The sequence below is a fragment of the Scandinavium sp. genome (assembly GCF_032012665.1).
Classification (GTDB): Bacteria; Pseudomonadota; Gammaproteobacteria; order Enterobacterales; family Enterobacteriaceae; genus Scandinavium.
Genome location: NZ_DALZVG010000020.1, coordinates 1 through 22,883 on the forward strand (window position 1 = coordinate 1; position 22,883 = coordinate 22,883).

Here is a 22,883-nt window from a genome sequence, read left to right on the forward strand (position 1 = left end):
CTCGTCGGGCTCATAACCCGAAGGTCGTCGGTTCAAATCCGGCTCCCGCAACCACTTCATAAAACACTAAGCACCTTAACGGGTGTTTTTTTGTATCTGAAATCTGTAATCCAGCCAAAAAAATGACGCTTTTCAGCGCCATTCCTTTGTTTCCTGCCGTTTCAACTGAGGCGCGCGAGGGTTGCCCCATCGGCGAAGTAGGCCTTAATTCCCGCCAGAATCGACTCTGCGACTTCCTGCTGGAAGGTTGCCGTTTTCAGTTTTCGTTCTTCTTCCACGTTACTGATAAACGCGGTTTCCACCAGAATAGACGGGATATCCGGCGCTTTCAGTACCGCAAATCCGGCCTGTTCAACCCGGTTTTTGTGCAGATCGTTGATCTTACCGAGCTTGCCCAGCACCGCCTTACCGAATTTCAGGCTGTCGTTAATCGTCAACGACTGCACCATATCGAACATGGTGTGATCGACGTATCTGTCACCGCTCTTGCTGACGCCGCCGATCAGATCGGAGGCGTTCTGAGTCTGCGCCAGATATTTTGCTGCAGTGCTGGTCGCACCTTTGGTCGAGAGCGCAAACACCGAAGAACCGCTTGGCTGACGGCTGGTGAAGGCATCTGCATGAATGGAAACGAACAGGTCAGCACGCTGTTTCTGCGCCTTTACAACGCGTACTTTCAACGGAATAAAGATGTCTTCATTGCGCGTCATGTAGGCCTTCATATTGGCCTCTTTGTCGATGAGCGCCTTCAGGCGGCGGGCGATTTGCAGCACCACGTCTTTCTCACGCGTCTTGTATTTTCCCACCGCGCCGGAGTCTTCACCGCCGTGGCCCGGGTCAAGCATAATGACAATCGGCCTGTCGCGCCCGGCTTTGCCCGGCTGTGGACCACTCTGGGCCGGAGGAACCTGTTTATCCAGGTCACCTTTGTTGTAATCCTCAAGCAGCGCCAGCAGCGGATCCTGCACTTCCGTCGCGGTCGACGGGTAAAGATCCATCACCAGGCGTTCTTTAAAGCCTGCTACCGGCGCCAGCGCAAACAGCTGCGGCCGGACGTTTTGCTTGAGCTCGAAGACCATCCGCACCGTCTGCGGGTCAAACTGCCCGACGCGGGCGGACTTGATGTAAGGATCGTCACTACGAATCTGACCGCCCATGCCCTTAAGCACGGAATTGAGGTTCACCCCCTGGAGATCGACCACCAGCCGCTCAGGATTGCTCAACGCAAACTGTTTGTATTTCAGCTCGTGGCTGGATTCCAGCGTCACGCGCGTATACGTCGACGAAGGCCAGACTCGTACGGCGACCACCCGGCTTTCAGCGGCAAGCCCCACCTGGCTTACGCTGAGTAACCACATTGCCCCGGCCCCTTTTAACAGGCCGCGACGCGTTATTCCTGACTGACTTCCCGACATGCTTCTCCCAGGCAAAAAAAATCGATTTAGCAAAGTAAACGGCTGGTTTGACCGAAAACTTTAACCAAAGGCGCATAAACTGTCATCTATAAAAGGGTAAACAATCCTGTTTAAATCCGATTTCTCGCATGCTTTATCAAGCCATTGGTTGAAATTGCTGCTTGCGCCCGGAAGAAAAACAGAATAAAAATACAATAATTACGAATAATCATGCATAGAGGTTGTACTGTGGTGAAGGAACGTAAAACCGAACTGGTTGAGGGATTTCGTCATTCTGTTCCCTACATTAACGCCCACCGCGGCAAGACGTTTGTCATCATGCTTGGTGGTGAAGCCATTGAGCATGAAAATTTCTCAAGCATTGTCAATGATATAGGCTTACTACACAGTCTGGGCATTCGCCTGGTACTGGTGTATGGTGCCCGCCCGCAGATTGACGCCAATCTGGCACAGCATCATCACGAGCCGCTGTACCACAAAAATACCCGAGTGACTGACGCCAAAACCCTCGACCTGGTGAAGCAGGCCGCCGGGATGCTGCAGCTCGACATCACCGCCCGTTTGTCAATGAGCCTCAACAACACGCCGTTGCAGGGTGCGCACATCAACGTCGTCAGCGGTAACTTCATTATCGCGCAGCCGCTGGGCGTCGATGACGGCATTGATTACTGTCACAGCGGGCGTATTCGCCGCATTGACGAAGAAGCCATTCATCGCCAGCTAGACAGCGGCGCCATCGTGCTGATGGGCCCGGTGGCCGTCTCCGTGACCGGGGAAAGCTTCAACCTGACCTCGGAAGAGATTGCCACGCAGCTCGCCATCAAGCTGAAAGCGGAAAAAATGATCGGCTTTTGCTCCTCGCAGGGCGTACTGAATACCGAAGGCGAGATAATCTCTGAACTGTTCCCGAACGAAGCGCAGGCGCGTGTTGAAGCTCTGGAAACGGAAGGCGACTATTACTCCGGTACGGTACGGTTCCTGCGCGGCGCGGTGAAGGCCTGCCGCAGCGGCGTTCGTCGTTGTCACCTCATCAGCTACCAGGAAAACGGTGCGCTGCTGCAGGAGCTCTTCTCCCGCGACGGCATCGGTACACAGATTGTGATGGAAAGCGCCGAGCAAATTCGTCGCGCCACCATCAACGACATCGGCGGGATCCTCGAGCTTATCGAGCCCCTGGAGCAACAGGGCATTCTGGTGCGTCGTTCGCGCGAGCAGCTCGAAATGGAAATCGACAAGTTCACGGTTATTCAGCGCGATAACACCACCATCGCCTGCGCCGCACTCTATCCTTTTCCGGAAGAACGCATCGGCGAGATGGCCTGCGTGGCGGTCCATCCCGACTATCGCAGCTCGTCGCGCGGTGAAGTGCTGCTGGAGCGCGTTGCCGCTCAGGCCCGGCAGATGGGGCTCAGTAAGCTGTTTGTCCTGACCACCCGCAGCATTCACTGGTTCCAGGAGCGCGGATTCACGCCTGTCGAAGTGGATTTGCTGCCGGAGAGTAAAAAAGAGATGTACAACTATCAGCGCCGTTCGAAGGTGCTGATGGCGGATTTAACCTGACGAATGAGCTGCCGGGCGGCAATGGGTTTGCCCGGCCTACATTCTGGCAAATAACGCCGCCAGCCCGCTTCGCCGCTCGGTCCTTACCGTAATCGCTTTCGCCAGCAGTTTCTTATCCGCATACAGCGACAGCTGCTTTTTAGCACGCGTAATCGCGGTATAGACAAGCTCCCGCGTCACCAGCGGCACGCTTTGCGAAGGCAAAATCAGCGCCGCGTGGTTGAATTCCGAGCCCTGTGATTTATGCACCGTCATCGCCCAGGCGGTGTCGTGCTCCGGCAGGCGGCTCGGCTGCACGGATTTGATGCTGCCATCCGGCATCGGGAACCAGACGCGCAGCCCTGTGCCGCGATCTAACGCCACGCCGATATCCCCATTAAACAACCCGAGCGTGCTGTCGTTGCGGGCGATCATCACCGGTCGCCCTTCGTACCAGCGGGAATGCCGTGAAGGCGTAATACGCCTCTGGCGGGCGAGCGTTTGCTCCAGCTGTTCATTCACGCCACTGACGCCATACGGCCCTTCACGCAGCGCACAAAGCAGCTGATATTGCGAAAATGCGCCGAGAACGTCTGCCGGCTCAGCGCGAGCCTTCAACAGCGCCAGATAATCTGCGTAACCCGCCACCGCAGCGTTGAGCATATCGTCATACTCTGCGGTGGTTTTCAGCGATTTGAGTTCGATGTCGGAAAAGCCCTCGGCAAAGACGGCGTTCATCGCCTGCGGATCGCCTGCATTCACCGCTTTTGCCAGCTGACCTATGCCGGAATCGCTGCCAAAGCGGTAGCTTTTTTGCAGCAGGCACAGGCTGTCGCGCAGCGCACCTGCCTGCGTACCCTCGCCTGCTGGAACCGGGAAGCCGGTGATTCGGCTTAGTTCCTGCGCCCTTGCTGGCGTATATCCGGCGTTAACCCAGGCACAGATATCGCCGAGCACCGCGCCGGCTTCAACCGAGGCCAGCTGATCGCGATCGCCCAGGAAAATCACCCTGGCGTGTTCAGGCAGCGCCGCAATCAACCGCGCCATCATCGGCAGGTCGATCATTGAGGCTTCATCCACGACCAGTACGTCGAGATGCAGCGGGTTGCCCGCGTGGTAGCGCAGGCGCTGACTGCCCGGCTGGGCACCCAGCAGACGGTGAAGCGTTCCTGCCTCCGCCGGCAGCCATTTCTTCTGTTCGTCGGTTAACGGCAGCTCTCGCAGGGCAGTACCTAACGATTCTGTCAGGCGTGCTGCCGCTTTGCCCGTCGGAGCCGCCAGCCGGATACGACATTTAGGCTGGGTATTGGTCTGGATCAGCGCCACCAGCAGTTTCGCAACCGTGGTCGTTTTCCCGGTGCCCGGACCGCCAGAAATCACAGAGATTCGTCTGGTTAACGCAACAGCTGCAGCCACCTTCTGCCAGTCGGTTTTACCTGAAGGCGGGAAAAGGGCACTTAGCGTTGTCGTCAGCAGCGCTTCATCTGCCGATACCAGAGGCCCGGTCTGGCTAAAGAATCGGGCAATGGCAGACTCGTTCTGCCACAGGCGATTAAGGTAGAGCCGCCCTTCGCTCAGCACCAGCGGCGTCGCTTCTGTGCCATCGCTGACGGCAGGGGACACCCGTAGCAGCGATTCAATATTGTCCACCGGACCTGCCAACGCAAACAGCTGTTGCCAGAGCGCCTGCGCCCGGTCCGGGGCCTGCTCATCGGGCTGAAAGTGAGACAGCGGCAGGCAAACGTGTCCTTCTCCCGCATCCCGACTAAGTAACGCTGCCGCCAGCAGGACGGCGGGGTTATCGTGCTCTGCAACCATCAGGGCAAACTGAACATCTAACGGGCGCAGCAGCTTTTGTTGAGCGGCTTCCATCAGCAGGGTCTTCATGTTCATCCTTTCACCTCCTGTGCATCGCCCGCGAACAGCTTGTCCATACCATCGATTAGGGCTTTATCGGGCCTCGTGGCATAAATGCCCTGCCCGCTTTCTCCCCCATCCACGCCGCGTAAAAACAGATAAATCACGCCGCCAAAGTGTGCATCATAGTCATAATCCCGCAGCCGGTGGCGCAAATAGCGGTGGAGCGCAAGGCTGTAAAGCTGGTACTGCAAATCATAGCGGTGCGACTGCATCGCCTGCGCCATCGCCGCCTGGGTGTAGGCTTCGCTGTTCTCCCCCAGCCAGTTCGATTTATAGTCCAGCAGGTAGTAGCGCCCATCGTGGCGGAACACGAGGTCGATAAAACCTTTCAGCATTCCGCTGACCTGGCGGAAATCAAGCGGCGGACAACCGGCGGATAACGCATCATACTGACGAATCAGCGTATCCAGCTTCTGCGGTACCAGCAGTTGCTCTATCGGCAGATAAAACTCCATCTCAACCTGTTTGTCCCTGGCCGTCAGCTGACTCAGCGAGATCCCGGCACCTGACAGCGGCGTTTGCAGCACAACGCCCAGCCACTGGGTTAAAACGGGAGCCCATTTTGCCTCGAAGCCGTTACGTTCAAGCTGTTCCTGCATCCACATTTCAGACACGGGCTGAGTGAAGTCGATCTCTTCGAACAGGCTGTGCAGGAAGGTACCTGGCGATGCACCACGGGGGAAATGATGAGGCGTTAATTCGGCGTCTTCGATGGCCTCCGCCACGCCCGCCGCGTCAATATCCAGACGCGGCAGCAAATCCTGCGCCACGCTATGACCGCGCTGCTGGAGACCGGAATAGCTGGTCACTCGCCAGTCGTCATTGATGCGACGCTGCATTTCCCGGGCGCGCAGTTCCGGCATTTCAGGCGTGAGAGCCTGCCAGCGGCCACCCTCTGGCAGTACGGCGATCTGCAAATCTACATGTTCATTACAGAGTTCGCGCAGGCAGGCCTCAAGCCCGGCGGCGTCTTTGGCCTCACCTTTTTGCACCAGGCGCCCCAGGGCACTGTGATGCAGTTCGGTGTCGGTCGCTTTATCACTCCGACGCGGGCTGAGCGGAGCAATACCCAGGCTGCAATGCCAGATTGCACGGGTCAACGCCACGTAGAGCAAACGCAAGTCTTCGGCCAGGCGTTCTGCCTCGGCAAGCTCCAGGCTCTCCTCGCCGTTGTGCAAATCAAGCACCGCGGCAAAGGAGCTGCGATCGTGATAGAACGCCTGATCCTGCTTACGATAGCGGGCAATAAACGGTAGCCAGACCAGCGAGTATTCCAGCCCTTTTGATTTATGCACCGTGACGATTTGCACAAGGTGCTTGTCGCTTTCCAGACGCATTTGTTGCCCGGAGGCGCCGCTGTTTGGATCGCCAATCTGCTGTGCCAGCCAGCGCATTAGTGCGTGCTCACTTTCAAGCTGCCCGGCGGCTTCCTGGAGCAGCTCGCTGAGGTGCAGGATATCCGTCAGACGCCGCTCGCCGCCGTGGGTCGCCAGCAGGTTTTCCGCGATATTGCGGGCTGCCATCAGCGCCCGCAGCATCGCCATCACGCCGCGCTGCTGCCAGAGTTGGCGATACTGGCTGAACTCTTCCACCAGCGCATCCCACGCCAGCTCATCCAGGTTGAGCCGTTCAATATCCTGCGCATTCAGGCCGAAAAGTGAACTGGCCAGCGCGCTACGCAGGCTGCTTTCCCGCTCCGGCGCAAGCACCGCCTGCAGCAGCCACAGCAGCTCCTGCGCTTCAGGCGTTTCAAACACGCTGTCGCGGTTAGAGAGATAGACGGACGGAATGCCAAGTACATTCAGCGCATCGCGCACCAGCGCAGCTTCCTGGCGGTTACGCACCAGTACGGTGATATCCGAAGCCTGAACCGGACGAGCCTGTTCACCTCGCCAGAGCAGAGCATCGCCACGCTGCCCGGCGCTCAGCCAGTCGCGAATTTGACCCGCGCAGAGCTGCGCCATAAAAGCCTGATAATCTCCAGCCCCCACGCTATTGCCCGGCATCAGCCAGAAGCGCATCGCGGGCTGGCTCTCACCTTTGAGCTCAAAGCGTAACGTCTGATTTTTGGGGGCAGACTTTACAGGCAGAAAAGGGATATCACGGAACATGAAGGGGTTATCAGCAGTGCTGAACAGCTGATTGACGCTTTCCACCACGCCAGGTGCGGAGCGCCAGTTAGTATCAAGCGTGTAGTGCGCAGTCACATCGCTGCGGGCGCGCATATAGGTAAAAATATCTGCACCGCGGAAGGCGTAAATAGCCTGTTTCGGATCGCCAATCAGCAGCAGCGCGGTATCCGGCTGCTGTCGCCAGATGCGGCGGAAAATGCGGTACTGCTGCGGATCGGTGTCCTGAAATTCATCAATCATCGCCACCGGGAAACGCTGGCGGATCGCTGCGGCTAACGCCTCGCCGCTTTCACTCTGCAACGCCTGGTCCAGGCGACAGAGCATATCGTCAAAGCCCATCTCCCCGCGTCGCAGTTTCTCCCGGGCGACCGCCTCACGGATTTCAGTCATCGCCCTTGAAATCACAAGATCGTTCAGCGACGGCGGTGCGGCCAGGATCGCATCGATCGTCTCAAAAAGCGCATGCCGCGGCGGCTCGCCCCCCTCTTTGGTCCGGGAGATTAAAAAAGTCTGAGAAAATTTACCCAGATGCTCCGCAAGCTGATATCCGGCCTGTTCTTCCCGTGCCCAGTCGGTTACGGCATCCAGCCAGCGCCCCTGATTGGCCCGGTTGTATTTGTTTCGCTGAATGCCGGAGTTTTCGATGATCTCCGGCAGCTCGCCTGCGGCCGCAAGCCACTGGGCTTTTATGTCCGCGATTTGTGCCACAATTTGCTGATGCCGGGCGATCAGCGTCTCGTTTGACGGCGGCGATTTAAGCTGCGGAGCTTCGCCCTGAAGGTAGCGATCGATGGATTTCAGCAGTTCCTGAGGACCCATCCAGCTGGCGTGGATAGCCTCGGCCACCTCACGCGGCAGCGGGTAACAGTGACGCCGCCAGAAATCCGCACAGGCCTGAAAGCGCAGCCGGGACTCGTCTTCGATCAGCTGTTGTTCGAACAGCATGCCCGATTCAAAGGCATTGAGGCTCAGCATACGCTGGCAAAAGCCGTGGATGGTAAAGACGGCAGCTTCATCCATCTGGCGTTCGGCGAGCAAAAGCACTTCCGCAGCCTGTTCTTTGTTCGGGATCTCTTCCAGCAGGCTGGCATAAAGCGGATTATCGGTGCGGTTACGCAGGCAGGCGATGCGCAGTTCGTGAATATTGCTGCGGATACGGCCGCGCAGCTCTTCGGTGGCCGCTTCTGTGAAGGTCACCACCAGCAGTTCTTCAACGTCGACAGGACGGACAAAGGCGGCTTCGCCGCCCAGTCCAAGCAGCAACCGCAAATAGAGTGCGGCGATAGTGTAGGTTTTTCCGGTGCCCGCTGAGGCTTCAATCAGGCGCTCACCCGTTAACGGCAAGCGCAGGGGATTTAAGGACTCGGCGGTCTCGGTCATTCGTTCTCTCTCATCAGCGGCATGGATTGCTGCAACGCGCTGACGCTTTCCCAGACCTTCCAGCCTTTCGGGTGAACATAGGTTGTTTTCCCGTTCTGGCTGCCGGAGACCTGAGAAAGGACGGTCATGCCCTGCGGCTCCACCACCGTCTGATGGAAGAAGTCAGCAAGCTTTTGCGGCGTCAGCAGTTTTATCTGAGCCACTACTTTATCACGTGAATCAAAGCGCATATTACCGCGATCGAAATCTTTGCTGAGCTTCGAGGCTTCATCACCCAGCGTTTGCGGCGGCTGCTGCATCTGCGCAATCACCGACTGCTGTATTTGCGCGAACTCTTCGGGCTTCATGGCCCGCAATTTGGCCTCAGCCGTCGGGAAGAATGCCTTAAAGCGCTGCCAGAGGAAATCCGGCTGCTTGTCGCTGCTCTGCAACAGGAAACCGACGCCCCACTGGCGGCCAATGTTCATCGGGAAGGCAAATACCGCATAGCCCAGTTGCTCTTCGGTGCGCAGCTGATTGTAGAACCACGGCTGGATAATTTGACCAAGCATGGCGCTGGCGGCGGAGCTACTGAATTCATCGGCTTTGGCCGGGGCGAATACCGCAGCAAGCGCGGAGTCGCTGGTGTTTCCTGCTTTTTCGAAGATGGCATTCTGATTTTTATCCACCACCACGTCTTTATTGCGGCACCACTCGCTGCCGTGCGCATGAAGCTGATTCTGAACTTTTCGCGCCAGAGCCACAGAATTTTCGGCCGTCATATTACCCACCACCAGGAATTCCGGACGCGCACCGGCTTTCAGCTCATCACGCCAGGCCAGCACGTCTTTCAGGGTGATCGACGGCAACAGGTCACGGCGCACTTCACGCTGGAAATAAGGCACCTGAGACAGCATCTGAATCGGCATGATAGCCTGATCGAACGCTTTGCCCTTCTCGGCGGAATCCAGCATTTGCGCATACCAGGATTTCGCCTGCGCGAGCTGCTCTTCGGTTGGCTGATAGCTGAAATAGCCCTGGAGCAGTGCGTCAAAGAGCTGCGGCAAACGTTGGGTATAGCCGCTGGCGTTGACCATCAGACCATTGTTGGCCCCGGTGGAGAAGCTGATACCGCCTACAGCGGCCTGATTGCTTAACTGGTCAAGCGCTATCCCTGCCAGATAATCATTCAGCGCGAAAATGACCTGATTGCGTGCGCTGTCCATCGCGTGAGGGTTGCGCAGTACTAACGTTACGTCAGCCTTAGGCTCGCTGGCAAAGTAACGGCTCGGCGTGTACACAACGCGCAGCTGTGGCTCATCGACGATAAGCTGCGGCTTGTCGCTGACTTTTTCAGGCTTAATCAGGGAGAAATCATCCGGAATGTACGGGTTCAGCGTTGGCAGCTGCAGGGCAATTTTGGCCGATTCCTGCTGCCACTGGCTGAAGGTCTGCGGGCTGATTTTATCCACCTGATAAGGCGCATCCACGAAATAGGCCGTTTTGTTATGCGGCTCGTTCGGGCTGATGTACCAGATACGCGCATTTTGCGGGGTCATCATTGCCAGCCGATCGTTAATCGCTTTCTCATCGTACCGATCGGCAATATTCACCGCATCGAGCGTGTGTTCCACCGGCACGCGAATCATGGTGTCCGCCAGCCATTCGACGTAATCCATATCCCGGTTGATGGACGGGTAGCGGAAATCGAGATCCAGCACGTGCGCCAGCTCATCGAAATAGCGTTTATCCACGCCCTTTTCGCGCAGCAAATTGAGGTAGCTGAAAATCGCAGCTACAACCTGGTCGCGGTTCGCCAGCCCTTTATCGGTCAGGGTGGCAGAAATTGCCAGTACGCCGCTGTTACCGTTCACTATCGGGTCAGAGTCGGCGCGAATCCCCTCGGCCAGCCCCTGATTTTGCAGCCAGTCAGACAAGGTTCCCGGGCTACGGTTGCCAATCAGGTACGTCACCAGTTCATCGGTTTTGCTGCGGAACTGGGCGGTGTTGTTATCAATACGAAATTCCACGCGCAGCACTTTGCGAGGCACAGCAGGCGTGTAGTGAATGATGATGCCTTTCTGCGCGTCAGTCACAACCGGCACGGTGATTTCAGGGCGAGTGATATTTTTATCAGGCACGCGACCCCAGGTTTTTGCGGCCATTTTAGCCAGCTCCGGCAGGGGCTTGTTGCTGTAGATAACCGCCTTCATCAGGTTGGCTGAATAATACTTGTCACGGAATGCGAGTAGCGCGTCCAGCACCGGGCTGCCCGGTTTGTCGCTCAGCGTTTCGAGGTTACCGCCGGAGAAGCGAGCGCCAGGGTGCGCCGGGTTAATGGTTTCGGCGCTGACCTGAGCCATGCGCATCCCATCACGACTACGGGCCATGGTCAGTTCGGAGTTTACGGCGTTTCGTTCGCGGTCAGCGTACTTTTTATCGAGCAGCGGCTCAGCAATCGCATCGGCCAGGCGATCGACAGCGCCTTCCAGCGCGTCGTTTTCCACTTCAAGGTAGAAAGCCGTGCGGTACGGGGCGGTACTGGCGTTGTGGCTACCGCCGTGCATTTTGAGGTATTCGGCGAGGCTGTCCGGCTGCGGGTACTTTTTAGACCCCATCAGCGTCATATGCTCGAGAAAATGCGCGAGACCCGGATGAGAATCAGGATCCTCAAGTGAGCCGACGGGCACCACCAGCGCAGAGAGCGATTTTACCGCCTGCGGATCGGACACCAGCAGCACGACCATGCCGTTATCAAGCTTGATCGCCTGATACTGACGCGGATCTTTCTCACTTTTACGGATGGTTTCTTTTACCGGTTGCCAGCCTTCATCGGCCTGGCTTATGGGCGCCCAGAGGGCGAACAATACGATAAATACAACATTCAACCAGGTGCTGCGGGGCATTCACGGACCTCATCATTAACAAACTTCTGTGCTGCTCTGTATGGCAGCCTCACTTATGAACATCAGTCCGTGATACGTCGCGCATGATAATGGAATCCGGATATCTGCGCAATTTTTAAACAATCCTTATGACTGATGGAAGCGAAAAACGGGCTGCAGATAACGTTCTGCCTGCCTGAGGATCGCCTCAACGCTTTCGGGCTCAAGGGTGCGCCAAAGTCGCTGATACCAGACGTCATCCCCTTCACCCCGTATGACCTGGTTCCCTTCCCAGGCCTGCATAAATTTGCTACGGGCTTTTTGCTGCGTTTCGTCATCCCATAAAATGACATTATTTTCGCGGTCATAACAAGCCTTGAGCCACGCCCCCCCACTTTCAGGTAGCAGCAACAGCGGCTGTGACATGCCTTCCCGATAGCCTGCGACCAGATCCGCCAGGTACGCCATCGCTTCCTGTTCGGCAAGCGGCGGGAAACGCCACTCCCCTTCTTTACGCAGCAGCAAACGGCTTTCTCCTTTTCCACCGCTGGCACAATAGACCAGATGCTCAAGCCAAAGTTGCATTCCCTGAGAGACCTTCTGCATTGACGGACGCCAGCGCAGCAGCCCGTCCGACTGTACCTGTGTGAGCCAGCCAGTTATATTGACCCCGTCACACTGCAAATCAATTTCCAGACTTTTTGCAGGCTGGCGGCAGGCGTTCACCCTGTCGGCCAGCGCCTGCATCTCGCCTCGCTGGTCGTCCCAGGCAATATCGCCAAACGCCCCGTACGGCAGCTCTCCCCCGGCGCGAAAACGCCGGTACATCAGGCCAGCATCGCGATCTTCGACCAGCGTATTCACCAGTTGCTGATTGAGCTGGTAGCGGGTTAATCCATCAAGCGTAAACGGCTCGGTTTCAGGAATGTCGCTCTCTTCAGTTCGGAAATTCACCTGTAAACGCATCTGGAAAAATGCCCTGACGGGGTGTGACCAGAAGCGTTGCAGCTGCTCAAAGGGGAGCGTTTCCAGAACCTGTGGCGGCAGCGGCTGGATAAAATCACTGTGGGCCTCGCCCTCCAGGCTCGCCGCTTTCAGCCATTCCCGGGCATAGCTTTGCCCTTCTCCGGGCAGGAAATTGGCCGCATCAAACGGCATCCGGCTGTGCTGATGCGTGATGTGCTGCTTAACGTGACGCTCGCTTTCATCGCAGTTGAGCGCTTCCTCGCCCTTCAGGCAATGGCTCTGACCAATGTAATCCACCAGTTCCTGCACCAGAACGGAAGGATAACGCTCGCTGTTGTCCTGAATGGAGCGACCAATATAGCTGATATAAAGTTTTTGCTCCGCCGACATCAGCGCTTCCAGGAACAGATAGCGGTCATCATCGCGGCGGCTACGGTCGCCGCGCAGCGGCTTCTGGCTCATCAGATCAAACCCTAACGGCGCAAGCGCTCGCGGGTAAATGCCATCGTTCATGCCAAGCAGACAAACGACTTTGAAAGGAATAGAACGCATCGGCATGAGAGTACAAATGTTGACCGGCCCGGCCAGGAAACGCTGACTGATGCGCTCCTGATCCAGGCGCTGAGCCAGCTCATCGCGCAGCAGCGACAGCGGTACTGGAGCTGAGAAGTGCGATTCCAGGCCCTGATCGATAATGCCCTGCCACTGCTGCTCAATCAGCGCCAGTGCAGCTTCCGTATCGGTATCCGGCAGGAAGAAATCGTTAAGCATTTCGCGGCAAACGGGCAGCCACTCAGTCAGCGGACGCTCTTCGGAAAGCCGATGCCGCCACTGATTGAGCATCATCAGCAGCGAAGCCAGGTAGCCCACCAGCTCGGCGATAAGCCCGCTGGATTCGTCATACGGCAGGATGGATTGCCATTCACCCTCGCTGCTTTCCATCGCATAGCCCAAGAGCATTCGCGTGAGGCCAAAACGCCAGGTGTGCTGGCCTGTCGGCGGCAAATCCCATTCGCGGACGTTGTCATCGTCCATTCCCCAGCGCACGCCTGACTCATTCACCCACTGTCGCAGATAGCGCAGCCCTTCTTCGTCAATATTGAAGCGCGCCGCCAGTACAGGAACATCCAGCAAGGCCAGCACATCTTCGCTGACAAAGCGGCTGTCTGGCAGTGAAAGTAGCGTGATAAACGCCTGCAGGGCGGGATGAGACTGTCTTGCCCGGCGATCTGAAATGGCCCAGGGTACATAACGCTCGCCGCTGGCGCTGCCGAACACGGCCTGAATAAACGGACTGTAGCTGTCGATATCCGACACCATCACGATGATATCGCGAGGAGAAAGACTGGGATCGTCCTCCAGCATTGCCAGCAAACGATCGTGCAAAACTTCCACTTCGCGCTGCGGGCTGTGGCAGACGTGAATTCTCAGGCTGCGATCGTCAGGATCCAGCGTCCGCTTGCTGTTGCTATGGGCAAACTCATCGGCAGTACGTCCGGCTACCGCGCTGTTTTGCAGCTCAAGAATGTCATATTGCAGGTTGTGCAGCAGATTGTCGGGCTCAATATCAACGAAAGCATCGAGCTCCTGATAGCGCTCAAGCCCCGCCAGCAAATAGATATAGTCGCGCCCCAGCTTGCCCCAGGAGGCCAGCATCGGATTGCCTATATCCTGCTCGCCTTCGGTGTTAAACAGGGTCGGAGCCTGTTGGCTGTCCCGAAATAGCGGCAGCTCTCGCTGTTCGCGGTGATGTCGGCGCTGTCGTGCTAATAGTTTGGCCAGGAATGCCGGATCTTTAATGTCACCCCAGTAGTAACGACACGGGTTGGTGAACAGCACATAGACATCCACATGCTTACCCAACGCCTGCAGCGCCTGTAAATAAACCGGGGGCAGGGCCGAGATGCCGCAGATAAACACGCGCGAAGGCAAACCTTCAGGTGCATGTTCGCTCCCTTCCAGAGCGGAGATAAAGCGCTGATACAAATTGGCACGGTGCCACAGCGGCTGACCCAGCGCCTGAGTGTGCTCCACCAGCGCTTTCCACAACGGAGCCTGCCACAGTTGGGCATCGTCTATACCTTCAACGCGCTCATCGGCTTCCCAACGGGTGAGCCATTCCGGACGGTAAACCAGATACTGGTCGTACAGATCGGCAATACGAGAGGCAAGCTGGAACAGCTTACGCTTATCGCTGTCATCCGCCAGATAGTGGCGCAGCGGAGCAAAGGCGTCCTGTTCAAGCATCTCTGGCAGCAACGTCATCAGCTTCCAGCTCATGCTCTGTTTATTGAAAGCACTTTGTTCCGGGATGTCCGGCAACACGCGAACAAACATATCCCAGATAAAACTTGCCGGGAGCGGGAAGGTAATGTTGGCGGCAATCCCGAAACGCTTCGACAACGTCATCTGCAACCACTGCGCCATACCCGTACTTTGCACCAGCACCATTTCAGGTTCAAAAGGGTCACCAAGCCTGTCGTGCTCAACAATGAACTCCATCAATGCTTCCAGCACATCCAGACGGTTGGAGTGATAGACCCTTAACATAATTGCTCCTGACGCTCGCGGTTATACCATTAACTGCCCGGACAATGGAGGCGGGTTAGCCGCCCCTTTTTGCCTGATGGCGTGGTGATCGTTGCCGTGATGCTGACACATCTTTGGCGGCTTGTCTGTACGCGGTTTTGCGTCCAGCCCTCCGGGACAGCCACTGATTTCAGCTGTATTTGTCGCCCTGCCTCACGCCAGAGGGCCCGATATTGGCTGAGCTGCACGCTGCCTGCGGCAAGCTGGCTATACAAGCCGGACAAGGCTGTGACTACCATGACCATCAGCACCACGCTCAGCAGAACTTCGGGGAGGCTGAACCCTTGCTGACGCATCAGGGGAGCTGACATTGCAGGACCTCCTTGCGCGGGCAGAAATCGCTCCAGCCACTGCGGTCAAACTGCAAAATGCCTTTTTGCACCTGACCGGTTTGCCAGCGATATTGTTCGCCGCTGTTAGCGATAAGCAGGGCACTCTCATCGCTAAAAATACGCAGGCACACTCGCCCGGCAAAATCAGTATCATCCCGACACCGATCGCCCGGCTCCGGCTTCCATGCGAACATTCGTCCCTCTTCAAGCAACGATTCCGCGTTTACCGTATCCTGCATAGCCCTCTGCTCAAGGGTGGTTTGCCTCAGCTGCGACTGGTGCTGCATACTCATGCCCTGTAACGTCAGGCTCCCAAGCACCAGCATAAGCAATACCAGCATCAGCGATGACATCCCTTTTTGCTGTCTCACAGGTTATGCCCTGTCACACCGTAGCCCGCGCTGACGCTCACTTCCGGACGAGATCTCAGGTGCGCGTTGAGCACCAGTTCAAATTCAGGCGCAAATTCATTCTGGTTATGTCTTGTCACGCTGAAGGCATCGACGATAACAAAATCTGTATCGGTCATTCTTTCCCACCCTTTTCCTGCGCAGTTTGTCGCCCCACGTAGCGTTTCTAGCGCACCTCCGTTGAGCCGAAACCCTGTGACATCCGCATTCGCTGGCGGCGAGTCCTCCCAGACGCCGTTCAGATTGCTGTCCCAGCGAATCAATACGCACCGGTCCGCAAGAGTGAGTCCTTCGCCTTTGCATACTCCCTGACAGAAACCTGCTCGCTGCAGATATCGACCAACGGTAAACAGACGCTGCCAGACCTCCTCCTCCAGCGCCAACTGCTGAGTCTGGCGTAAAGCTGCCCTCTGCAGGGCGGGCAAAAATCGGGCACTGGCTAACAGCACCGCGCTGGAGATGGCCATGGCGATCAAGACCTCAACCAGTGAGAAACCACGCTGATTCACTGACATCCTTTATCGCTGCTCCCTTTGCATAGCCGAACTCGTCCCCAGTTGGACACAACCAGCGTCCAGCTATCCGCCCCACTTTTGAGAATGATGTGCCCGGGCCATGCCGTATTTCGCAGACCATAAAACCCCAATGCGGGCGTGATATCACTGAGCATCACTTCCGGCCAGAGCGGCCTGAGCACAAAGCGATTTTGCGCATCGCAGCCGCTCTGTGCAGGGTTCACAGCACTAAGACACCAGCCATACGCTCCGCTTTCTCGACGTGGTAAACGATCCCGGTTGTACCAGTTGGCGTCATTACGCAACATGCTCAGGTAATCTCTTACCTGGCAAGCGGTTTGCCATAGCCGCTGCTGCCGCTGCCAGTTTTGCCAGCCGTAGAGCCCTCCGGCACTGAGAATCATCATCAGCGACAGTGCGATCAGCATTTCAATGAGGGTATATCCCTGTTCTCGTTTCATGCCCGCACTCTGCCCTTACACCATCAGCAATGCGACCGGGCATGTTGATTTTTACGGGCACGTTTCAGGGAAATTTAACGCGTTGCAGGACGTTGCAGATAATCAGGAAGGAAGGCCGAAAAAAACAAAACCGGCCACGTGGGCCGGTTGATTTCAGGTGATTTAAATCGCCACGGGCGCTTTAATGCCCGGGTGGGGATCGTAACCTTCAATCTCGAAGTCCTCGAACTGGTAGTCGAAGATAGAGGCAGGTTTACGTTTAATCACCAGTTTCGGCAACGCACGAGGCTCACGGCTCAGCTGCAGATGCGTCTGCTCCATGTGGTTGCTGTAAAGGTGCGTGTCGCCGCCGGTCCAGACAAAATCACCCACCTCGAGATCGCACTGCTGGGCAACCATATGCACTAACAGCGCGTAGCTCGCGATGTTGAACGGTAAGCCCAGGAATACATCGCAGGAGCGCTGATACAGCTGGCAGGAAAGTTTGCCGCCTGCCACGTAAAACTGGAAGAAAGCGTGGCAAGGTGCCAGCGCCATTTTGTCCAGTTCACCGACGTTCCAGGCAGAAACGATGATACGGCGCGAGTCCGGGTCATTTTTCAGCTGGTTAATGACCGTAGTGATCTGGTCAATATGACGACCATCTGGCGTCGGCCATGCGCGCCACTGCTTGCCATAAACCGGCCCGAGGTTGCCCTGCTCGTCGGCCCACTCATCCCAAATGGAGACGTTATTTTCATGGAGATAAGCGACGTTAGTATCCCCTTTCAGGAACCACAGCAGCTCATGAATGATAGAGCGCAAATGGCAGCGCTTGGTGGTGACCAGCGGGAAGCCTTCCTGCAGGTTAAAACGCATCTGGTGGCCGAAAATCGACAGCGTGCCCGTGCCGGTACGGTCATTTTTTTGAGTGCCCTCATCGAGCACCTTCTGCATCAGATCAAGATACTGTTTCATGCTTCCTCAGGAGACTTGTTGCTGTGGGCGACGACGATAAGCCCAGACCATCATGATAATGCCCGCCAGCACCATCGGAATGGAGAGAATCTGCCCCATGCTGATGTACTGCACCCACTCGCCGGTGAACTGCGCATCCGGCTGGCGGAAGAACTCGACGATGATGCGGAACAGGCCATAGCCAATCAGGAACAGGCCAGAAACGGAGCCCGTAGGGCGCGGCTTGCGGATGAACAGATTAAGGATGATGAACAGCACCACGCCTTCCAGCACCAGCTCATAAAGCTGCGAAGCGTGACGAGGCAGAACGCCGTACTGATCGAACAGAGATTGCCACTCAGGGTGTGATGGCAGCAGCGCCAGGTCTTCCACGCGGGATCCCGGGAACAGCATGGTGTAGTGGAAGGACGGATCGACACGGCCCCACAGCTCACCGTTGATAAAGTTACCCAGACGGCCTGCCCCGAGCCCGAACGGGATCAGCGGAGCAATAAAGTCGGAAACCTGGAAGAAGGTGCGTTTGGTACGTCTGGCGAAGACAATCATCACCACGATAACGCCAATCAGGCCGCCGTGGAATGACATGCCGCCGTCCCAGACGCGGAACAAGTAAAGCGGATCGCTCAGGAATACTGGCATGTTGTAGAACAGCACGTAGCCAATACGTCCACCCAGGAAAACACCAAGGAAGCCTGCATAGAGCAGGTTTTCAACTTCGTTTTTCGTCCAGCCGCTACCAGGCTTACCTGCCCTTCGGGACGCCAGCCACATTGCAAAAATAAAACCGACCAGGTACATCAAGCCGTACCAGTGAAGCGAGACCGGTCCAATGGAAAAAATCACCGGATCGAATTCCGGGAAATGCAGATAACCACTATTCATCTGTCACCACAAATGCTTGTTATTCCGCCGAAAGTGGTCAGCGGGTGAAACGTGCAGCCGGACGGCTGCCCCAAAGGTGCGAATGATAGCACAAGGCTAAAGGAGGGGATGCGGTGAAAGATGTAAAAGATATGTATACCCGTCATACTTCAAGCTGCAGGTGCGTTGGCTGCACTCCCTCACCTCAGTCACTTACTGAAGTAAGCTCCTGAGGATTCACTCCCTTGCCGCCTTCCTGCAACTCGAATTATTTAGGGTCAAGACATCAGATCGAAAAATCAGTGAGCAAAGCGAAACGGCAGCTCGCTGGTTCGCGGTTTTCACTCCCGCCGAAAATCTAGTTATCGGCCACCGCGAATCAGCCCCCCCAGGCCACGACGCTCCATAAAGGCCGCTACCTGGTGGCGCACTTCCGTGGTGAGCTGAGCATCCAGGCTGCGCTGGGCCAGGTTTTGTGCTTCTTCAAGTTCAATGTTGCGCAGCAGATATTTCACGCGAGCGACGGAGCGACCGTTCATCGACAGATGGCGGAAGCCAAGGCCAATCAGAATCGTGACGCACATCGGATCCCCCGCCATCTCCCCGCACACCCGAAGATCAAGACCGTTACGTTCGGCATCCTGCGCAATCATGGCCAGCGCACGCAACAGCGCCGGGTGGAGGCTGTCGTAGATGCTCGCCACACGCGTGTTGTTTCTGTCGACCGCCAGCAGATACTGAGTCAGATCGTTGGTGCCGACGGAAATGAAGTCCACGCGGCTCGACAGATGCGGCATCAAAAAGACCATCGAAGGTACTTCCAGCATCACGCCAATACGCGGTTTCGGGATTTCGTAGCCAATCATCTCTTCAACTTCGCGCCCGGCACGTTCAATCAGGCGCTTCGCCTCATCCACTTCATCAATGCTGGTGACCATCGGCAGCAGTATGCTGAGGTTGCCGGTCGCCGCGTTGGCACGCAGCATGGCGCGAACCTGGATCAGGAAGATCTCTGGCTGATCGAGCGTGATGCGGATCCCACGCCAGCCCAGGCACGGGTTTTCTTCGCTAATCGGCATATACGGCAGCTGCTTATCCGCCCCGACGTCGAGCGTACGCAACGTCACCGGCTTGTCGTTAAACATCTGCAGCATGCCCTGATACTGAGCGACCTGTTCCTCTTCAGAGGGGAAGCCACTTTGCAGCATGAACGGTATTTCGGTGCGGTAGAGGCCAATGCCGTCGATGCGACTGCCGAGTTTTTCTTCGTGCTCCGGGCTCAGGCCTGCGTTAAGCATAACCTTAACGCGCTCGCCGCTTTTCAGCTCCGCCGGGCGTTCCACGTCGTCCTCGGCGATACGGCTTAGTTCGTTTTCTTCACTGACCAGTCGTTGGTATTCCTGCAGCAAGACCGGCTCTGGATCCACCAACAGCTCACCGCGATAGCCGTCCACCACCAGCATACGGCCATGCAGCACCGAAGGCTGGATATCTGCGCCCATCACGGTCGGGATGCCCAGCGCACGCACCATGATTGCCGCATGAGAGTTGGCTGCACCGTCGCGCACAACCACGCCCGTTAGCCTGTCCCGCGGGACTTCGGCGAGCGTCGTCGCGGAGAGCTCGTCCGCCACCAGAACAAAACGTTCCGGCCAGGCATTTGCGCCCTGCACGGTATCATCAAGATGGAACAGCAGGCGCTGACCCAACGCGCGCAGATCGCCCGCTCGCTCTTTCAGGTAGCCGTCGCTCAGCGCGGCAAACTGCGCGGCGAATTTTTCGATAATGGTTTTGACCGCCCATTCCGCCACCGAGCCTTTGTCCACTTCAGCGAACAGCTCTTTGCGCAATCGCGCGTCGGATAACAGGTGTGAATAGAGGTCGAAAATCGCCGCAGTTTCTTTCTGTGCGCCGGCGGCAAAACGTTTGCTGTAGCGTCGGAACTCCCCGGCCGCTTCCTCCAGCGCGCCGGTTAAACGTTCGCGCTCAAGCGCTGTGTCCAGCGTCGAGGCTTCGTAGACCTGTTCCATTAGCGGCAACGTGGCATCCATCCAGCCCTGCGCGATCGCTACGCCAGAAGAGGCGGGAAGCGCACGGATGCGGGTCTGGCGATACTGCCCAAACAGCGCCGTCAGCTGAGACTGAGAAAGAATCGCCGCCATTTGCGTGGCAAGCGTGACAAGGAAAGACTCTTCGCTTTCATCGTACTGGCGAAGTTCGCGCTGCTGTACCACCAGCACGCCAAGAAGCTGGCGGCGCTGGATAATGGGTACGCCAAGAAACGCGCGGTACTTTTCTTCTTTGACGGAAGGAATGTATTTAAAGCTCGGGTGCTTTTGCGCATCCGCAAGGTTAATGGGCTCGGCCAGTCGCCCGACAAGCCCAACAATGCCTTCATCGAATGCGAGAGTAATCGTGCGTCCGCGCGGCTTTTTTAGCCCGCGCGTCGCCATCAGGTAATAGCAGCGTCTGTCGTGGTCAGCCAGATAGACCGAACAGACTTCGGTTTCCATTGCCAGACAGATGTCGGTGACCAGAATATCAAGCGCCTCATTCACGCGGGGGGCGCTTGCTACTTTCTCGACTATTTCTCGCAACCGGGTGAGCATAATGTGCGTGGCTTAACCTCTTTTACGTCGATAAGCAGGGGCTGTATTTTGTGGCCTGGGCGTATTTTCCGTCAGCGCCAGCACAACCCCTGCAAACTCCTTCATCACCCGACGGTAGACATCGCGTTTAAACGACACAACCTGACGCACCGGGTACCAGTAGCTTACCCAGCGCCAGCCATCGAATTCCGGTGTACTGCTGGTTTGCATGTTGATATCGGCATCGTTACCGATCAACTGCAGAAGAAACCACTTCTGTTTCTGGCCGATACAAACCGGCTTTGTGTCCCAACGCACCAAACGTTTTGGCAATTTGTATCGCAACCAGTTTCGGGTAGACGCCAGGATCCGCACATCTTTGCGGCTTAACCCGACCTCTTCAAACAATTCCCGGTACATCGCCTGCTCAGCGGATTCGCCTGGGTTGATCCCTCCCTGAGGGAACTGCCAGGAGTGCTGACCGTAGCGTCTGGCCCACATGACCTGGCCCTGACGATTGCAGATTACAATTCCAACATTTGGGCGGTAGCCATCGTCATCAATCACCGGACTACCTCTAAACAATTTTCAATGTGAATGATTGTTTCACACTCGCCGGAAACGGTAAACCACTCTCTTGCGGCGATAACACCGGATAACAATTGAATAACTCACAGTAATCATCAAAGTTATAAACAGAGACCGGCTCCCCGAGCCCATTTTATTCACTTTTTCTGTGGATAGAGTTGTGAAGAAGTCAGGAATTACCACGGGAAAACCCTGAACACGCCTAAAAAGCATGTTCGACACCAGATAAATAAGGTGATGATATTCATAACCTTAGAATAGTTCTTTTTCATGATATCTACCACAACGTGACGATCGTCACACAGGAGATCCTTGCCCTGATGAAAGATCGAGCAACGTCGTTTTTATCCACAGATTGTGCCACTAACTTAAACACATTTTGTGTGAAAATTGGATTTTCGTCGCACGTCAAGCCTGTAAATGGAAACAGTAGTGGGGGTTTTTCACAGTTATCCCATTTTTCTGTGGATAACAGGGTGTAAGATCCTGTTCATTGTCAGTGACCAGAATGGGGAAAGCTTTTTCAGCGCGAAAAATGTTCGCCACATTTAAACAAAAAAAGCTATAAAATCATCACATTGGCTTAGTTATCCCGAAAGGAGTAAACTCTTTCCACAACGGGGATAAACCCCGCTCATTTTTCAACCAAAGGCGTGTTGTTATGTCTGCACTCTCTCCGCTGCGTCATTCTCCTCAGTCTGAAGCCCAGCTTTTTACCCAGGCGCAGCAGCTGGCGGGCTATACGCTGGGTGAGCTGGCGGCAATGGCAAATCTGCCCATTCCCCCAGATTTGAAACGAGACAAAGGCTGGATCGGCGTGCTGCTGGAGATTTGGCTGGGCGCCAGCGCAGGCAGTAAGCCGGAGCAGGACTTTGCAGCGCTCGGCGTGGAGCTGAAAACCATCCCCATCGACAGGCTTGGTCGCCCGCTGGAAACCACCTTTGTTTGCGTCGCACCGCTGACAGGGAACAGTGGCGTCACCTGGGAAACCAGCCACGTTCGGCATAAGCTCAAAAGAGTGCTGTGGATCCCGGTGGAAGGCGAACGCGAGATCCCGCTGGCCGAGCGCCATGTTGGCTCTCCGCTGCTGTGGAGCCCGAGCGAAGATGAGGAAAATCAACTCAGGATGGACTGGGAAGAGCTGATGGATTTGATCGTGCTCGGCCAGGTTGAGCGCATAACCGCCCGTCATGGTGAAGTGTTGCAGCTTCGCCCTAAAGCCGCCAACAGCAAAGCGCTTACCGAAGCCGTTGGCACGCAAGGTGAATCCATCCTGACCCTTCCGCGCGGCTTTTATCTGAAAAAGAACTTCACCGCTGCCCTGCTCTCGCGCCATTTTTTACTCTGACACGATTCGTTTGGGGGA

At 56.3% G+C, this 22,883-nt stretch carries 15 protein-coding genes and 1 pseudogene; 2 read left to right on the forward strand and 14 right to left on the reverse strand.

The window, feature by feature from the left end; genetic code table 11:
• Window positions 1-161: 161 nt before the first annotated feature.
• Window positions 162-1,415, reverse strand: coding sequence for an N-acetylmuramoyl-L-alanine amidase AmiC (gene amiC, locus RTU33_RS15460; protein ID WP_312628517.1), 1,254 nt, complete (start codon window positions 1,413-1,415; stop codon window positions 162-164).
• Window positions 1,416-1,643: 228 nt separating this feature from the next.
• Between amiC and argA the strand changes: the two genes are divergently transcribed.
• Window positions 1,644-2,975 (forward strand): amino-acid N-acetyltransferase, encoded by a 1,332-nt coding sequence (gene argA / locus RTU33_RS15465; RefSeq protein ID WP_312628518.1) that lies wholly within the window; start codon window positions 1,644-1,646, stop codon window positions 2,973-2,975.
• A gap of 36 nt (window positions 2,976-3,011) precedes the next feature.
• Here the strand turns inward: argA and recD are convergent, their stop codons facing one another.
• The 13 genes and pseudogenes from recD to RTU33_RS15530 form a co-directional block, all read right to left on the reverse strand.
• Entirely contained in the window at window positions 3,012-4,847 is a 1,836-nt protein-coding gene (gene recD / locus RTU33_RS15470) for an exodeoxyribonuclease V subunit alpha (RefSeq protein WP_312628520.1), read from the reverse strand.
• On the reverse strand, window positions 4,844-8,386 hold the full coding sequence (recB, locus tag RTU33_RS15475; protein WP_312628521.1) for an exodeoxyribonuclease V subunit beta: 3,543 nt from the start codon (window positions 8,384-8,386) through the stop codon (window positions 4,844-4,846). The genes recD and recB overlap by 4 nt, the downstream gene beginning before the upstream one ends.
• Window positions 8,383-11,271, reverse strand: coding sequence for a pitrilysin (gene ptrA, locus RTU33_RS15480; protein WP_312628522.1), 2,889 nt, complete (start codon window positions 11,269-11,271; stop codon window positions 8,383-8,385). Before ptrA ends, recB begins: the two co-directional genes overlap by 4 nt.
• A 126-nt stretch (window positions 11,272-11,397) precedes the next feature.
• On the reverse strand, window positions 11,398-14,766 hold the full coding sequence (recC, locus tag RTU33_RS15485) for an exodeoxyribonuclease V subunit gamma (RefSeq protein ID WP_312628523.1): 3,369 nt from the start codon (window positions 14,764-14,766) through the stop codon (window positions 11,398-11,400).
• A 29-nt stretch (window positions 14,767-14,795) separates the two neighbouring features.
• A complete protein-coding gene (locus RTU33_RS15490) occupies window positions 14,796-15,116 on the reverse strand; it encodes a prepilin-type N-terminal cleavage/methylation domain-containing protein (protein ID WP_312628524.1) in 321 nt (106 codons plus the stop codon).
• Entirely contained in the window at window positions 15,101-15,508 is a 408-nt protein-coding gene (locus tag RTU33_RS15495) for a DUF2509 family protein (RefSeq protein ID WP_312628526.1), read from the reverse strand. The genes RTU33_RS15490 and RTU33_RS15495 overlap by 16 nt, the downstream gene beginning before the upstream one ends.
• Window positions 15,505-16,062 (reverse strand): prepilin peptidase-dependent protein, encoded by a 558-nt coding sequence (locus RTU33_RS15500; RefSeq protein WP_312628527.1) that lies wholly within the window; start codon window positions 16,060-16,062, stop codon window positions 15,505-15,507. Before RTU33_RS15500 ends, RTU33_RS15495 begins: the two co-directional genes overlap by 4 nt.
• Window positions 16,053-16,523, reverse strand: a complete 471-nt coding sequence (locus tag RTU33_RS15505) for a prepilin peptidase-dependent protein (RefSeq protein WP_312628528.1) — start codon at window positions 16,521-16,523, stop codon at window positions 16,053-16,055. Before RTU33_RS15505 ends, RTU33_RS15500 begins: the two co-directional genes overlap by 10 nt.
• A 162-nt stretch (window positions 16,524-16,685) precedes the next feature.
• Window positions 16,686-17,480: a thymidylate synthase gene (gene thyA / locus RTU33_RS15510; protein ID WP_312628529.1), complete on the reverse strand. Its 795-nt coding sequence runs from the start codon at window positions 17,478-17,480 to the stop codon at window positions 16,686-16,688.
• 6 nt (window positions 17,481-17,486) lie between these two features.
• Window positions 17,487-18,362, reverse strand: a complete 876-nt coding sequence (gene lgt / locus RTU33_RS15515) for a prolipoprotein diacylglyceryl transferase (RefSeq protein ID WP_312628531.1) — start codon at window positions 18,360-18,362, stop codon at window positions 17,487-17,489.
• Window positions 18,363-18,703: 341 nt separating this feature from the next.
• On the reverse strand, window positions 18,704-20,950 hold the full coding sequence (ptsP, locus tag RTU33_RS15520) for a phosphoenolpyruvate--protein phosphotransferase (RefSeq protein ID WP_312628533.1): 2,247 nt from the start codon (window positions 20,948-20,950) through the stop codon (window positions 18,704-18,706).
• A 12-nt stretch (window positions 20,951-20,962) separates the two neighbouring features.
• Window positions 20,963-21,496 carry an RNA pyrophosphohydrolase gene (rppH, locus tag RTU33_RS15525; RefSeq protein ID WP_312628534.1) on the reverse strand — a complete coding sequence of 178 codons (534 nt, stop codon included), beginning with the start codon at window positions 21,494-21,496 and terminating at the stop codon, window positions 20,963-20,965.
• 364 nt (window positions 21,497-21,860) lie between these two features.
• Window positions 21,861-21,992, reverse strand: a pseudogene (locus RTU33_RS15530) (hypothetical protein); the annotation flags it as partial.
• Window positions 21,993-22,178: 186 nt separating this feature from the next.
• Here RTU33_RS15530 and mutH point away from each other — a divergent pair.
• Entirely contained in the window at window positions 22,179-22,865 is a 687-nt protein-coding gene (gene mutH, locus RTU33_RS15535; RefSeq protein WP_312628536.1) for a DNA mismatch repair endonuclease MutH, read from the forward strand.
• The last annotated feature ends 18 nt before the right edge of the window (window positions 22,866-22,883 follow it).